The 15,184-nt window shown below is 52.7% G+C and carries 13 protein-coding genes; 11 read left to right on the top strand and 2 right to left on the bottom strand.

All coding sequences use genetic code 11. The annotated features are described in order from the left end of the window. Nucleotides 1–91 precede the first annotated feature (91 nt). The 4 genes from ACLP2E_RS14625 (at nt 92) to ACLP2E_RS14610 (ending at nt 5,658) form a co-directional block, all read left to right on the top strand. Nucleotides 92–1,426 carry a TAXI family TRAP transporter solute-binding subunit gene (locus tag ACLP2E_RS14625; RefSeq protein WP_442466358.1) on the top strand — a complete coding sequence of 445 codons (1,335 nt, stop codon included), beginning with the start codon at nt 92–94 and terminating at the stop codon, nt 1,424–1,426. A 300-nt stretch (nt 1,427–1,726) separates the two neighbouring features. After that, a complete protein-coding gene (gene typA / locus ACLP2E_RS14620) occupies nt 1,727–3,547 on the top strand; it encodes a translational GTPase TypA (protein ID WP_442466357.1) in 1,821 nt (606 codons plus the stop codon). A gap of 14 nt (nt 3,548–3,561) precedes the next feature. After that, nucleotides 3,562–4,935, top strand: coding sequence for an ActS/PrrB/RegB family redox-sensitive histidine kinase (locus ACLP2E_RS14615; RefSeq protein ID WP_442466356.1), 1,374 nt, complete (start codon nt 3,562–3,564; stop codon nt 4,933–4,935). Between the two features lie 132 nt (nt 4,936–5,067). Beyond that, a complete protein-coding gene (locus ACLP2E_RS14610; RefSeq protein WP_442466355.1) occupies nt 5,068–5,658 on the top strand; it encodes an ActR/PrrA/RegA family redox response regulator transcription factor in 591 nt (196 codons plus the stop codon). Between the two features lie 23 nt (nt 5,659–5,681). On the opposite strand, the gene hemJ is transcribed toward ACLP2E_RS14610, so the two are convergent. Beyond that, nucleotides 5,682–6,107, bottom strand: a complete 426-nt coding sequence (hemJ, locus tag ACLP2E_RS14605) for a protoporphyrinogen oxidase HemJ (RefSeq protein ID WP_442466354.1) — start codon at nt 6,105–6,107, stop codon at nt 5,682–5,684. 1 nt (nt 6,108) lies between these two features. Then, nucleotides 6,109–7,173: a uroporphyrinogen decarboxylase gene (gene hemE / locus ACLP2E_RS14600; protein ID WP_442466353.1), complete on the bottom strand. Its 1,065-nt coding sequence runs from the start codon at nt 7,171–7,173 to the stop codon at nt 6,109–6,111. 414 nt (nt 7,174–7,587) lie between these two features. Between hemE and ACLP2E_RS14595 the strand changes: the two genes are divergently transcribed. The 7 genes from ACLP2E_RS14595 to rho all read left to right on the top strand — a co-directional run bounded on the left by ACLP2E_RS14595 (nt 7,588) and on the right by rho (nt 15,129). Then, a complete protein-coding gene (locus ACLP2E_RS14595) occupies nt 7,588–8,421 on the top strand; it encodes a pyruvate, water dikinase regulatory protein (RefSeq protein ID WP_442466352.1) in 834 nt (277 codons plus the stop codon). A gap of 72 nt (nt 8,422–8,493) precedes the next feature. Further along, a complete protein-coding gene (locus ACLP2E_RS14590) occupies nt 8,494–9,351 on the top strand; it encodes a shikimate dehydrogenase (RefSeq protein ID WP_442466351.1) in 858 nt (285 codons plus the stop codon). Beyond that, the gene (coaE, locus tag ACLP2E_RS14585) at nt 9,348–9,944 is read left to right on the top strand and encodes a dephospho-CoA kinase (RefSeq protein WP_442466350.1); all 597 of its coding nucleotides are present in this window, start codon (nt 9,348–9,350) and stop codon (nt 9,942–9,944) included. Before ACLP2E_RS14590 ends, coaE begins: the two co-directional genes overlap by 4 nt. 29 nt (nt 9,945–9,973) lie before the next feature. Continuing rightward, nucleotides 9,974–10,681: a DNA polymerase III subunit epsilon gene (gene dnaQ, locus ACLP2E_RS14580; protein WP_442466349.1), complete on the top strand. Its 708-nt coding sequence runs from the start codon at nt 9,974–9,976 to the stop codon at nt 10,679–10,681. 848 nt (nt 10,682–11,529) lie between these two features. After that, nucleotides 11,530–12,987 (top strand): chromosomal replication initiator protein DnaA, encoded by a 1,458-nt coding sequence (gene dnaA / locus ACLP2E_RS14575; RefSeq protein ID WP_442466348.1) that lies wholly within the window; start codon nt 11,530–11,532, stop codon nt 12,985–12,987. Between the two features lie 75 nt (nt 12,988–13,062). Next, complete coding sequence (gene cobU / locus ACLP2E_RS14570; RefSeq protein ID WP_442466347.1) at nt 13,063–13,602, top strand: bifunctional adenosylcobinamide kinase/adenosylcobinamide-phosphate guanylyltransferase; 540 nt, start codon at nt 13,063–13,065, stop codon at nt 13,600–13,602. Between the two features lie 258 nt (nt 13,603–13,860). Beyond that, nucleotides 13,861–15,129, top strand: coding sequence for a transcription termination factor Rho (rho, locus tag ACLP2E_RS14565; RefSeq protein ID WP_442466362.1), 1,269 nt, complete (start codon nt 13,861–13,863; stop codon nt 15,127–15,129). Nucleotides 15,130–15,184 lie beyond the last annotated feature (55 nt).

Raw genomic sequence — 15,184 nt, 5'->3', positions numbered from 1 at the left:
GTCGCCGAAGCTCTCGCGCTTCGGCGACGCCGCAAATTTGACGTGAGTCCCTGATTTTTTGCTCCTGAAAGATTTTCACACGCGAGGAGCAATGCAGCGGATTTTGCTTTTGATCATTGCATTAGGAACCGGATTGGTGGCGCTAACCACGATCGGTCTCTATTTCTATGAGCGGCCCACTTTTTTGCGCGTTGCGGTCCCACGCGGCGGCGAGTCGCAGAAGCTTCTCGCGGCGCTCAATCAGGAATTCATCAGGACGCGGGCCGATTTGCGGTTTCATATCGTCGCTACGAATGATGCGCGCGCCTCCTCCAAATCGATGGAGGATGGATCAGTCGATCTGGCCGTCGTGCGTTCAGATATAGCGATGCCGACAAACGCCGCCACGGCGCTGATCTTCGCCCACCAATACGCCGTGATCGCCGCTCCTCACGGCGCGAGTTTTTCCAACGTCTCTGACCTCAAGGGCAAGCGCGTAGCCATCATCGCGTCGGAACTTTCAGGAGACGCCAACCAGAAACTGCTCGATACGATCGAGGCGCAATATTCCCTGCCGCCCGAGGCCATAACCAAAAAATTGATCGATCTCTCCAATCTGTCCGAGTCTCTTCAATCTGGTGACGTCGACGCGGTCTTGGCGTTTGGCGCATTCGATTCCCCGCAAATTGCTGAGCTGGTGCAAATTTTATCGCATGGCGTTTCTCCGCCTGAAGCGCCTGATTTCATCCCGATTCTCGAATCGAACGCCATTGCCAAGCGATTTCCAGGATTTGAAGCGACAGAAATTTTGCGTGGCGCGTTCGGCGGCTCGCCGTCGCGTCCGGCGGAAAATGTCGAGACCATCGGAGCGACCATCCGCCTCGTCGCAAGCAACGATTTGGCCAATTCGACCGTTGGAGATGTCACCAATCTGATTCTGGCCAACCGCGCGGCGGCCGCGAAGACCGCGCCATGGGCCAACCATATAGAAGCGCCTGAGACCGACAAGGGGGGGGTACTGCCAACCCATCCGGGCGCCGCAGCCTTTCTCGACGGGGAAGAGGAAACGTTTTTCGATAAATATAGCGATCTTATTTATATCGGCGCGATGGTCGGCAGCGTGTTGATATCGGGTGTTGCGGCTCTTGCTAGTCGGATCACCGTGCAAGGCTATGCGCGCTTCGACCAGCTGATGGAACAAGCTCTCACCATATTGAAGGCCGGACGCGAGGCGATCGACGAGCCGAGCTTGAATCGGCTCGAGCTGGAAATCGATGAGATTCTGACGCAATCGTTGGCTGCGGCCCACATGCCGAAATTGGATGGACATCAGCTAGCCGCCCTGACCCTGGCGGTGCAACAGGCCCGCCTCGCGATCGCCGACCGTCGGCTGGGGCTCGTCCGGCGTTTGCCGGAATCCTCGCCCGAACTTCGCCGCAAAACTTAGTATTTCGAATGTCCTGTCGTCGACGCAGGCGACGCGCGGGTTTTCAAATTCCCCCTTTTCGTATAGAGCAAGCCGCAGCTGGTCTTTCGTCGCCCAATTTGCGGTCATGCCCATGTCATCGATTCGCTGTCTTTGACGGAAATGACTTTTTCGCGTGCGGCATTCGGCGCAGCGCGTTTTTCGCAAGAGCGGTTCTTCCCCAGCAAATCCGGGAAAGAAGCCTCTTACCTCTGTTTCAACGCATATCCAGTCCGGAAAGTCTGCGGCTTTTCGCGGGTAAGCACCAAAGCCTAGGCTACCATGAAGCTTCGTAACATCGCCATCATTGCCCACGTCGACCACGGGAAAACCACTCTGGTCGATCAATTGTTGCGCCAATCCGGCGCGTTTCGAGACAATCAGCGCGTCGTCGAACGTGTCATGGATTCCAACGATCTGGAGAAGGAGCGCGGCATCACCATTCTGGCCAAGGCGACTTCGATCGTGTGGAAAGACACCCGGATCAATATTGTCGACACGCCTGGCCACGCCGATTTCGGCGGTGAGGTCGAACGCATTCTGTCAATGGTCGACGGCGCTATCGTTCTGGTCGATGCGGCCGAGGGACCGATGCCTCAGACCAAATTCGTCGTCGGCAAGGCGCTCAAGATCGGCCTCAAGCCGATCGTGGCGATTAACAAGGTCGACAAGCACGACGCTCGGCCCAGCGAAGTCATCAATGAGGTCTTCGATCTTTTCGCGGCTTTGGACGCTGATGACGAACAACTCGATTTCCCGATCCTCTACGGTTCGTCGAAACAGGGCTGGATGGCCGATAGCCCCGACAGGCCCACGCAGGATATGGCGACTTTGTTTGACCTCGTAGTCAAACATGTGCCGGAGCCCAGGGTCGAAGAAGGCGGCTTCCGTATGCTCGGCACTTTGCTCGAAGCCAATCCTTATCTCGGCCGCATCGTCACAGGGCGCGTGTTTGCCGGCTCGATCAAGCCAAACCAGGCGGTGAAAGTACTCGATCGCAAGGGCAATATTGTCGAAACGGGTCGCGTTTCGAAAATCCTCGCCTTTCGCGGCATTGAACGTCAGCCCATCGAAGACGCTGAAGCAGGCGACATCGTCGCCATCGCCGGTCTTGAAAAATTCAACGTCGCCGATACGCTTTGCGCGCCCGACGTCAACGAGCCGCTGCAGGCGCAGCCGATCGACCCGCCGACCCTGTCGATGACCTTCCTGGTCAACGACTCGCCGCTGGCGGGAACCGAGGGCGACAAGGTGACCAGCCGCGTCATTCGCGACCGCCTCTACAAGGAAGCCGAGGGCAACGTCGCGCTGAAAATCGAGGATTCTCCGGGTGCGGACTCGTTCATCGTGTCTGGTCGCGGTGAATTGCAACTCGCCATTCTGATAGAAACCATGCGTCGTGAAGGTTTTGAGCTCGGCATTTCCCGTCCCCGCGTTGTGTTCCAGAAGGCTGAAGATGGTTCGCGCCTTGAGCCGATCGAAGAAGTGGTCATCGACGTTGATGAGGAGTTTTCGGGCGTCGTCGTGCAGAAAATGTCCGAGCGCAAAGCAGACATGATTGAAATGCGCCCTTCGGGCGGCAATCGCCTGCGCCTCGTCTTCCACGCGCCGACTCGTGGCCTCATAGGCTATCAGGGCGAATTGCTGACCGACACGCGCGGAACCGCGATCATGAACCGGCTTTTTCACGAATATGCGCCCTACAAGGGCGACATTCAGGGCCGGCGCAACGGCGTCCTGATCTCGAACGACTCCGGCGAAGCTGTAGCCTATGCGATGTGGAACCTGGAAGATCGCGGTCCGATGATGATCGAACCGGGAATCAAGGTCTATGCGGGAATGCTCATCGGCCAGCACACGCGCGAGAACGATCTCGAAGTCAATGTGCTGAAAGGCAAGAAGCTCACCAACGTCCGCGCCGCTGGCAAGGATGAAGCGGTGAAACTCACCACGCCGATCCGCATGACGCTGGAAAAGTCGCTCGCCTATATTGAAGATGATGAATTGGTCGAGGTCACGCCGAAATCCATTCGCCTGCGGAAAACCATTCTCGATCCCAACGACCGCAAGCGCGCCGGACGATCGAAAGATCCAAACGCATGAGCTTTGGCTGAGCTATGAAAGATTTTCGGGCGGGGCTAAGGCTCCGCCCTTTTTACGGTGCGATGCTCAAAGGACTCGCAAACCAGATGGAAACAGGCGCTCATCCGTTTCAATTTGGCAATAAGGCCCGCCAACTGCGCGTCGAAACCTTATCGAAACTTCGATGGCTGGCCTTGTTCGGCCAATTGGCGACGGTGCTCGCCACATCCCTGGTTTTGCGGTTTCCCTTGCCACTTGCGCTTTGTCTCGTGGTCATCGGGGTTTCGGCACTGTTGAACATCGCCGTCAGATTGCTGGCGCAAAAAACTTTGCGATTGACGGTCGGGCCGGCGACGTCTTTGCTGGCCTTCGATGTATTGCAACTTACAGCTTTGCTCTATCTGACCGGCGGCCTCGCAAATCCTTTTTCGATTCTTTTCCTGGCTCCTGTAACCATTGCCGCGGTTTCGCTCCCTCCTCGGCAAATCGTATTGATTGCCATTTTGACGGCGCTTGCTGCAAGTTTTCTCGGCGTCGAGCACCAACCGTTGCCCTGGTACGGCGGTCAGCCGATTAATCTACCTTGGCTCTACCAGCTTGGAATATGGTTAGCCTTGCTGGTGGCCTGCGTTTTCATAGCTGCTTACGCGTCTCGCGTCGCCAGCGAGGCTCGCGCCTTGACGCAAGCTTTGAACGCGGTGGAATTGGTTTTGGAGCACCAAAATCACTTGTCTCAACTCGATGGACTCGCGGCCGCCGCCGCGCACGAACTCGGAACGCCATTAGCGACCATCGCACTCGTTACGAAAGAACTAAGCAACGGATTATTACCTCCGGAGTATTCAGAAGATATACTTCTGCTCACTCAACAAGTCAAACGCTGTCGTGAGATTTTAGGACGACTCACATCCCTCGCCGTAGAAGACAAGAAGGTTTTCAATAAAACCCGTCTCAGTATTGTTCTGGAACAGGCTGCGACGCCGCATCGTCAGGATCCCGTTAAAATAACAATCGACGCGAAGGGAGAAGGAAATGAGCCTTCGCTACCGCATAGTCCGGCAATAATTTACGGAATGAGCAACTTCATAGAAAACGCCGTCGATTTCGCCAAAAATACAGTGACGATCCAGTGCAGATGGACTGCATACCAAGTAAGGGTCGTGATCCTCGACGACGGTCCTGGCTTTCCGCTCAATGTTCTCGACCGTATTGGCGACCCTTATATTACCAGTCGCGCGCTTCGTCGTCGCAAATCCGACGAAGGCGCCGGCCTTGGTCTCGGCGTTTTTATCGCCAAGACCTTGCTTGAACGGACGGGCGCGAAAATCAGATTTTCCAATCGCGAAACGGTAGGTGCGAGCGTCGCTCTCGAATGGAGCCGCAGTCGAATCGAAAATACGAATGAATGAGATCGAAGACTTCTGGATCGGTTTTTCCGTTCTCTAAAATGATATTTCGACTCAAAAAACAGGATTTTCCGCTGAAAAATTGGATTTCATTATGTTAGGGAAGGGTCCAAACTGACCTAAGTGGGGCGCCCTATGGACGAATCATCAGGAACTGTCAGCGGCGGAGTAGCGAATGAAGCGGTGCTTCTGTTCGAAAAAGACAAGACATTGCTGATTGTCGACGACGATAGGCCATTTTTAAACCGCTTGGCCAAAGCCATGGCGCTTCGCGGTTTCGCTGTTAAGGCGGTAGAGACGGTGGCTGAAGGTATCGCCTCCGTGCAAAACGCCGCGCCAGCCTTCGCTATCATCGATATGCGCCTTGGCGATGGCAACGGACTTGATGTCATCAGCGAGCTCAAGGCGCTCCGTCCTGAGGCCCGTGGAATCATACTTACTGGTTACGGTAACATTTCTTCAGCAGTGCTTGCTGTGAAGCTTGGCGCTTTCGATTATCTAGCAAAACCCGCTGACGCCGATGAAATATTTCACGCGTTGTTGAACTCCAATGCGCTGGCGGCGGGAGATGCGCCGGAAAATCCTATGTCCGCTGAACGCGTGCGGTGGGAGCATATCCAGAGAATTTATGAGCTTTGTCAAAGGAATGTTTCAGAGACCGCGCGCCGCCTCAACATGCATCGACGGACATTGCAACGTATATTGGCAAAACGTGCGCCACGATAAAAGTATTATTCTTGCAATAAGGATCATAAATTTGGCTTTATAATTACAATTATAACTATAAAAATCATAAATATCGTAGGTATTTCATTCCAGATACGAAAATAGCGTGAGGAGTGGCGATTGGCGTCGCGCGCGAAACTCGAACGCAATCGCCAGAAGTGAACATGAGTCGCCGTCATCGCCAGAACTAATGCCAGTTTCAAATGAAACCAGGGCTCCCGAAAAAATTCAGCTTCGGTCGCTAGCCAGAGCCCGCTGATCCAAGCGACGACCATCGCGGGCGTCATGATCGTCTGAATCAATCGGCGCTCCATGATCTTGAAGGTTTCCGACTGGATAGAGCCGTTTTCAGCCATGCAATGGTAAACAAATAATCTCGGAAGATAGAGTAAGCCAGCCATCCAAGAAATTACTGCAATAACGTGCAGGCTCTTGATCCACAGATACATTTCAGGCCTCTGACGAGCGAATTTGACGAAGGAGCGCCTCTACGTGCTCGACCGGCGTTTGTGGCAGGATCCCGTGGCCCAGATTGAAGATATGGGACCGATTCCAATAGGCGCTCAGGATTTCTTTAACCGCCATATCTTGCGCCTGCCCGCCAGCAATCAGGACCAACGGATCGAGATGGCCTTGCAGAACGACATTTGGCGGAACAAATTGCGTAACCCAGGCGGGATCGACCGCGGTGTCCAGACCGATGGCGTTGGCTCCCGTCCTGAGGGCAAAGGAAGATATATGCGAGGCCCCGCCGCGCGGAAAAGCGATGATCCGGGCAAATGGATGACGCATGCGCACGCCGGAAATTATTTTTGTGACGGGTTGAAGGCACCAGCGCTCGAACTCCCGCGCAGGCAAGACGCCAGCCCATGAATCGAAGATCTGAACCGCGTCGACTCCGGTCTCGATCTGCTGTGACAGATAAGCGATCGAAGCTTCAATTAATTTGTCGATCAGAAGCTGAAACGCTTCTGGATAGCGATAGGCGAAAAGCCGAGCTGGCGCCTGGTCGGGAGTGCCTCTCCCAGCGATCATATAGCTTGCCACGGTCCAGGGCGCGCCACAGAAGCCAATGAATGCAGTTTCATGCGGCAAGGATGTCTTGACTCGTTCGATCGTCTCAAAGACCGGCGCCAGTCGATTGAAGGACAGTTCGGAAAGCCGTTCTATCGCATCGGGCGATGTCAGAGCGTCCAGACGTGGCCCTTCGCCTGTTTCGAACGATACTTTTTGGCCGAGAGCGTCGGGGACGACCAAAATATCGCTGAAAAGGATGGCGGCATCGAAACCAAATCTGCGAATTGGTTGAAGCGTCGCTTCCGTCGCCAGCGCTGGCGTGTAGCAAAAGTTCAGGAAGCTTTCGGCTTTGCAGCGGATGGCGCGGTATTCGGGGAGATAGCGTCCAGCTTGGCGCATGAGCCAGACGGGCGGCTTGCCGACGGCATGGCCATCCAATGTCGCCAAAAACGGCTTTTGGGAATGCGAGGACTCTTGGACGGAAGGGCTCGGCGACACGGGAGGATCCTAAAAATGAAAGAATCTTAGACTCTTTTTTTCTTCTTATTGCCCCCCGCAATAGCCTTATTCCGGTTCATTCACAACGCGTCCCCAAATTCGTGAAGGCTTTTTAAGAATTCGGATGTCCAGACAGAAAATCGCCGGTTAAGCATTTGTTAATGATTCTGCTAGCGGTTAGAGGAAGCGCCCGGGTAAGGGAGACGGGTTTTTGTCCCCGTAATTCCCATAGAGTCCCGCGGGGCTGGAAATTTTATCATCAAGGCCTCTCCTGTTGAGAAATTCCGGAAAAAAAGCGAAATTAACCCGAGCGGAGAGCTATTTTTCCTTTTTCGCCCGATAATCCACAGGGGCTGTGCAAAGGCAGAGTCCGCTACCGGGGTGTTTTTGAGGCATAGGGAGCGCGATTGAACCGTGGGCCGTAATTATTTTCATTTGCACCTGGTTTCGGATTCGACGGGCGAAACGCTTATCGCAGTCAGTCGAGCCGCAGCCGCACAATACCAAGGCGTAGCATCGATCGAGCATGTATATCCGTTGATCCGTAATCGTGACCAGCTTGAACGGGTTATAACCGAAATCCAGTCGTCGCCGGGCATCGTGCTTTATACTTTGGTTGATGCGGAGTTGGGCGATCGGCTGGAGAAAGCATGTTTTGACACAGGTTCGCCCTCGCTTTCCGTGCTGGCTCCAATTTTGGGCCTTTTTCAATCCTATCTCGGGCCGGCGTCGACCCCCCGTCCTGGCGCCCAGCACATGTTGAATTCCGAATATTTCAAGCGTATCGATGCCTTGAATTACACGATGATGCATGACGACGGGCAGATGCCAGGGGATTTGGAAACGGCGGACGTCGTGCTTCTCGGCGTCAGCCGGACCTCGAAAACTCCGACAAGCATTTATCTCGCCAACAGAGGGATCAAAACTGCAAATATTCCGCTGGTTCCAGGAGTTCCCCTTCCATCTGCCGTTGAAAATCTCACACGACCGCTAATTGTCGGATTATTTGCGTCCCCCGATCGGATTGTGCAGATTCGCCAGAACCGACTCCTTGCTCTTAACGCGACTCAGGACTCTGCTTACGTCGATCGGCTATCAGTAGCTGATGAAATCAGTCGGTCGCGACGGCTTTTCGCTGAGCGTGGCTGGCCGGTAATCGATGTTTCACGACGCTCCATTGAGGAAACGGCCGCCGGGATTTTGGATCTCTATCGAGCGCACTCGATGCGGTTCATCGCTCAAGCTTGACCTGTACTTGGCACGACCTCAAGCCATCTAATGGATGTTGTCATGGCTTAGTGTACCATATGGAGTTTTTAATTGCCGGATTTTCGTAAAGCATGCGTCATTGGATGGCCAGTAAAACACAGTCGTTCACCATTAATTCATCATTTTTGGTTGAATAAATACCATATCCCGGGTGCTTATCTCAGAGAGGAAGTAATGCCGGATTCATTGTCAAGTTTTGTTGGTAAACTGAGTGATTGTGGCTATTGTGGAGCCAATGTAACTTTGCCTTACAAAGAGCAAGCCTTGACGCTTTGTGATTGCACGTCGGATTTGGCGCGTCGCCTGGGAGCCGTCAATACATTGTGGTTTGAGGACGGCCGGTTGCACGGAGACAATACTGACGTTGACGGATTTTTGGCAAATCTTGACGAGCAGGCGCGTGGTTGGGACTTGAACTGCAAGCGAGCTATTGTCTTGGGTGCCGGAGGGGCCGCACGAGCTGTTCTAGCCGGCTTGGCAGCGCGCGAAATCGAATCGGTTACGCTGTTGAACCGTTCGCTTGACCGTGCGCGGCAACTCGCAGACGAAGCGAGCGGCTGGGGATTTCGCCAGGTCAGGGCGGATTCATTAGATCCGGCTGGACTTGGTCTGTCCGAAGCAGATTTATTGATCAATACAACGTCTTTAGGGATGGAAGGACAGCCAAGACTTGACCTGGATCTTTCGCGTTTTCCAGAAGATGCGGTGGTTTGCGATATCGTTTACACGCCGTTGGAGACTGAGCTTCTTAAAAATGCGAGAATGCGCCGATTGAGAACATCTTCCGGCTTGGGAATGTTACTTCATCAGGCTGCGCCGGGGTTCGAACATTGGTTTGGCTTGAAGCCAGAGGTGACGAAAGAACTTCGCACGATGATCGAAGCGGATATTAAGCGAGACAAAAAATGATTGTGTTGGGGCTGACCGGTTCCATCGGCATGGGCAAAACCACGGCGTCCGGTATTTTTCGACGATTGGGCGCGCCTGTTTTTGACGCGGACCGATGCGTGCATGATCTTTACGAAGGACCTGTTGTCGATCGCCTAGAATCGGCGTTTCCGGGAGTAAGGTTGAATGGGAGAATCGACCGAAATGCGCTTGGGGCCTTGATTTTGAAAAATCCAGATGCGATGGCGCAGCTCGAGTCCTTGGTTCACCCGCTCGTACTGGAAAAACGCCTGGAGTTTCTTTCTAAGTCTAAGCGGCTAGGAGCAAGGCTGGTTGTCTTGGATCTGCCGCTATTGTTTGAAACCGCCTCCCAAAATGACGTTGATGGGATAGTTGTAGTGACGACGAGTATCGCAGTGCAAAAGGCCCGCGTCCTTGCACGTCCCGGAATGAGTGACGAAAAATTAGCGGCGATTCTTGGCCGTCAAATTCCAGATACCCAAAAACGCAAATTTGCTCATTTTATCATCAAGTCCGATGATTGCTTAGAATCTATGGAACGACAAGTAAAAGTGGTAGTGTCTGCAGTTGCAAATTGTGAATATGGGAATTAAAAAGCGGGCTGATTTAGAGGCGTAACTCAATGAGAGAAATCATTTTAGATACAGAAACTACCGGACTTGATCCTGACGGCGGAGATAGAATTGTCGAAATAGCTGCACTTGAGATAGTTAATGGAGTATTAACAGAAAATAAGTTTCATTATTATATTAATCCAGAGAGAGACATGCCCGATTCTGCGTTTAAGGTACATGGCATATCAGAGGTATTTTTAAATGATAAGCCTACGTTTAATTATGTAGCAGATTTATTTCTTAACTTTATTGGAGAGGATCCAATCGTCGCTCATAACGCCGATTTCGATATTAGATTTATCAATTCGGAGCTGGAACGTGTTGGTCGTTCGCCAATCGGTGACGATCGGGTAATTGATACTTTAGCTCTCGCGCGACGGAAACATCCAGGGGCGTCCAATTCCCTTGACGCGCTTTGCGCCCGGTACGGCATTGATCGAAGCCGTCGCAGTAAACATGGCGCCCTGATCGATTCGGAAATCCTGGCCGAAGTTTATAGCGAACTGAAAGGTGGCCGGCAGACTTCACTCATCTTTTCAAGCTCCAAGGAGGCGCGCCGCATCAAACCAGCGAGGGCATTGGGCAGGCGGGGGGGCGTTTTGCCTTCGTACCTGAATCCTGATGATGTCCGCAGGCATGCGATATTTGTCGAAATGACCTGCGGTCGCTCGCTGTGGTTCTGCTACGCATACAGGAATGATGATTTGACGCGCTAATGGATGGATTCGTTCAGGACAATACGGGCTGCGTGGCGCCTAGACAATGGATCAAGAAAATTTTGTGACACCCAGGATCAGCGAACATTTGAACAGGCGTAATAACAACAGGTTGTCTGTAAAGCCAGGATTGGATGAGGCGCCGAGGATCTTGACACGCGGTCTTACGGTCGCCGAATCGTTTAGAGAATAAAAAAACTCAACCGGCGACGATTGTTTGTTTGTTGAACGCCTTGCTCGGACTCAAGCCGTTCTCAAGCTAAAGCGACGAGCTGCGGCGAGTCGCGCCGATTTGGGCAGGAAAGTTGGGCAGGATTCTGTGGCTACGGATATTGCGCGTCTCGTGGGCTCTGTGTATGGTCTTGATCGTGGTGGCGATAAAGTGAAGCGTTGGAAATGAAATTAGTCACCTTAGAGAGAAATCCTGGGTTATTTTATTATATAATAAGTATTGAAGAAGTAAAAAAAGTAGGATATTGGTGTGATATTGTGGCTTTATCGCTGACGACGAAATAATAATCTGGACGACTTTGCTTAACTAAATGTTTGGTCCAAAAAAAGAAAAATCTCTATCGTCGAGGGGGACGTATTATGAAAATTGCATGCCTTCATCGTTGTGAGGTAGCCTCTTGGCGGGGGCCGCAGATTGATCGTTTAGCAATCTGCCGATTTTGCGCCTCGTTTGCGCAGGACCGAAAAGTTATCTGACTTTGTCATACCAGTGCACGGCGTGCGGCCTGCGCAAACCGTCGGCTTCTTATAGCCGTCAACACATTCCATTCAAACATCCAGATCTGGCGCGTCCGGTGCGCGGAACGGCGGTTCTTTGCCGCAAGAAGAGATATAATATGTCAAAGGCGCAAGTTCATAAGGATTTTAGCGAAGATGAACGGGCGAAAATTGGGCCAGAAGTCTGGTCGCGTTTTTGCGCGCGACTTCGCGCGGAGGTCGGGGACGCAGTGTACACCTCCTGGTTTACACGCTTAGAGTTGGATCGTATTGACGATGGCTGCGCTATATTATCTGTTCCGACGAAGTTTCTGAAAAGCTGGATTCAGGCGCATTATTTGGAAAAATTGCGCGGAGCGCTCATTGCGGAGATTCCTCAGGCCCGCGGTATCCATCTGGATTTGCGAAATGCTGTAGGCTTTGGGGCGCGTTTGCCTGATCGAACAGAGATGCCGAAGCCCGTTGCGGCGGGCGAGGCAACAAGGGAAACTGCTTCCGAGCGCGGCTTGCATCCAGGGAGTCCTGTGAGGGGATTTGAAGGTTCGGCTTTAGATCGCAGAATGACGTTCGAAACGTTTCTTACAGGTCAATCGAACCAGTTAGCACATGCGGCGGCGCTGCAGGTAAGCCGGGTGCAACCCGGATCCGCGACCATGTTCAACCCGCTTTATGTTCATTCAAACGTAGGCTTGGGCAAGACGCATTTGATTCAAGCTATTGCGCACGCGGCAGTGACGGCTGGGAGGCGGGTCATCTACCTAACTGCAGAAAAATTCATGTATGGTTTCGTGACCGCGTTGAAAGCCCAGAATTCTATCGCTTTTAAGGAACGGTTGCGGGCGATCGATGTCTTAGTGATCGACGATGTTCAGTTTCTGCAAGGGAAATCGATCCAGCACGAATTTTGTCACACTTTGAATGCGCTAATTGATTCAGGGCGCCAGGTGGTAATCGCGAGCGATCGGACCCCTGGAGATCTCGAAAATCTCGATGAGCGAGTTCGTTCCCGTTTTGCGGGCGGCTTATGTGTCGAAATGAATCCCCTCGATGAGGCATTGCGGACAAAGATTTTGGAGGCGAGAATTGCTGTCGCCAGGAGTGCGGCGCCCGGTTTCGAGGTTTCCAAGGCGGTTGTGGGGATGGTGGCGCGTTCAATTCAGACAAATGGTCGCGATCTGGATGGGGCCGTGAACCGCCTTTTGGCGCACACTACCTTGGCCGGATCGACTTTGACGTTGGATGCGGCTGAAGCCGCTATTCGCGACTTGGTGCGGACGCGCGATCCAAAGCGCGTAAAAATAGAAGATATTCAAAAGCTGGTGGCCACGCATTTTAACGTCAGTCGGGCAGATATCTTGTCCTCTCGCAGAACCGCCAATGTAGTTCGTCCCAGGCAGATCGCCATGTACCTGTCTAAGACAATGACCTTGCGTTCGCTTCCCGAAATAGGTAGGCGTTTCGGCGGACGGGATCACACGACCGTGTTGCATGCGGTCCGAAAGATCGAGGGCCTTGTTTCAAAAGACCCAGCCTTAAGCGAGGAACTGGAGTCGTTTAAGCGTCTATTGAGTGAATAGATCTGCGATTCGCCGGGCGCACCTTTTATCGTTTGGGACCGACCGGCATTTGATGTCGTCCTCGTGGAGGAAGCGATGACGAAAAATCGCGATAAAAAAGCGGCACATTTGATTCTTGGAGGGGCTAGGTCGGGCAAGACGGCTTACGCGCTTTCTGTTGCCGAAAGAACAGATCTCGAAAAATGTATGATCGTGACCGCCAAGGCGGAAGATCAGGAAATGATCGATCGAATAGCTTGGCACCGAGCTGAACGGAGTACCGACTGGCTTGTCGTTGAAGAGAGTGTTTATCTTTGTGAGGCTTTGCAGCGCTTAGCTCGCTCAGATCGAGTTGTTGTTGTGGATTGTTTAACCCTTTGGCTTTCGAATTTATTCTCTGAGGAAAAGGATTGGGGATTCGAAGCGGCGAATCTCGTTGATTGTATTAAAAGTCTCAAGGGAACTGCGATTTTTGTTTCGAACGAAATTGGTCTCGGACTAGTGCCCGAAACGCATTTGGCGCGAGCGTTTCGCGATGCGCATGGGCGGCTAAACCAAATCTTAGCTGAAACGTGCCAAGCGGTGACATTGGTGGCAGCCGGACTCCCTGTGGTCTTGAAAAAAAGCGCTAATTGAAAGCACGCTGATCGTCTCCGGGAATCCGGATAATCCTGAAAATATTTTGATTCGGGCTTATTCGGAGTGCCGCCTTGTCGAAGCGCCAAAAAAACGCTAGATTGAAGCTCCCTCCATCATTGCGATCGCTTGTCATTCGCGGCCGGAAACGGCGCTTTGGACCAGAGGCCTTTTAAAGCCAGCGATCGATCTTTCCCTCATTGCAGAAGGGCGCCCTGCCCCATGTCAGATATCGAAAAAGCCGCAACTGAAAGCCGGATGCGTGAGATCAAGCTTCAAGATTTAAAGTCAAAATCGCCGACGGAATTGCTGGCGTTCGCGGAGGAGCATGAGGTCGAGAACGCATCAATCCTGCGGAAGCAGGAGTTGATGTTTGCAATTCTCAAACAGCTCGCGCTCCGGGAAATTGAAATTATCGGCGAGGGAGTGGTCGAGGTCCTGCAGGATGGATTCGGATTTTTGCGAGCGCCGGACGCAAATTATCTTGCGGGACCCGACGATATCTATGTCTCGCCATCGCAGATTCGGCGGTTTGGGTTACGCACGGGCGATACGGTTGAGGGGCTGATCCGGAGTCCGAAGGAAGGCGAACGCTATTTCGCCTTACTTAAGGTCAACTCAATCAATTTCGAAGATCCCGAAAAAGTGCGCCACAAGGTCCATTTCGACAACCTGACGCCTCTTTATCCGAACGAGAGATTGAAGCTTGAGATCGAAGATCCTACACGCAAAGATCTTTCCGCTCGCGTCATCGATATTGTTTCGCCCATTGGCAAGGGCCAGCGCGCTTTGATTGTGGCGCCCCCGCGGACGGGCAAAACGGTTATTTTGCAAAATATCGCGCAATCGATCACGACCAACCATCCCGAATGCTATTTGATCGTTTTGTTGATCGACGAGCGCCCGGAGGAGGTCACGGACATGCAGCGGTCTGTGAAAGGGGAAGTTGTATCATCGACTTTTGACGAGCCGGCGGTTCGCCATGTGCAAGTGGCGGAGATGGTCATTGAGAAGGCCAAACGCCTGGTTGAGCATGGGCGCGACGTTGTTATTCTGCTCGATTCGATCACGCGTTTAGGGCGGGCCTATAACACCGTAGTTCCGTCTTCAGGAAAAGTTTTGACAGGTGGCGTCGATGCAAATGCTCTGCAGCGCCCGAAACGTTTTTTCGGTGCGGCGCGAAATATCGAGGAAGGCGGCTCGCTGACGATTATCGCAACGGCGTTGATCGAAACGGGGTCTCGGATGGATGAGGTGATCTTCGAAGAGTTCAAGGGAACCGGCAACTCGGAAATTATTCTTGATCGTAAGGTCGCTGACAAACGGGTCTTCCCGGCGATTGACATTACGCGATCAGGAACCCGCAAAGAAGAATTGCTGGTCCCAGGCGATATTCTTAAGAAAATGTACGTTTTGCGGCGAATTCTCAATCCAATGGGAACAATCGATGCGATCGAATTTCTCCTCGGTAAATTGCGCGAGACGCCGAAAGGCAATTCGACTTTCTTTGAGTCCATGAACACCTAAGCAGTCACTCGGGACACAATCATGGCGCTGTTTCACGTGAAACACCGTCGTGATA

Origin of the sequence: Rhodoblastus sp. (assembly GCF_052145335.1) — a bacterium.
GTDB lineage: Bacteria > Pseudomonadota > Alphaproteobacteria > Rhizobiales > Beijerinckiaceae > Rhodoblastus.
The sequence above is the reverse complement of the archived record's forward strand: the minus strand, read 5'-3'. Positions and strand labels throughout refer to the sequence as shown.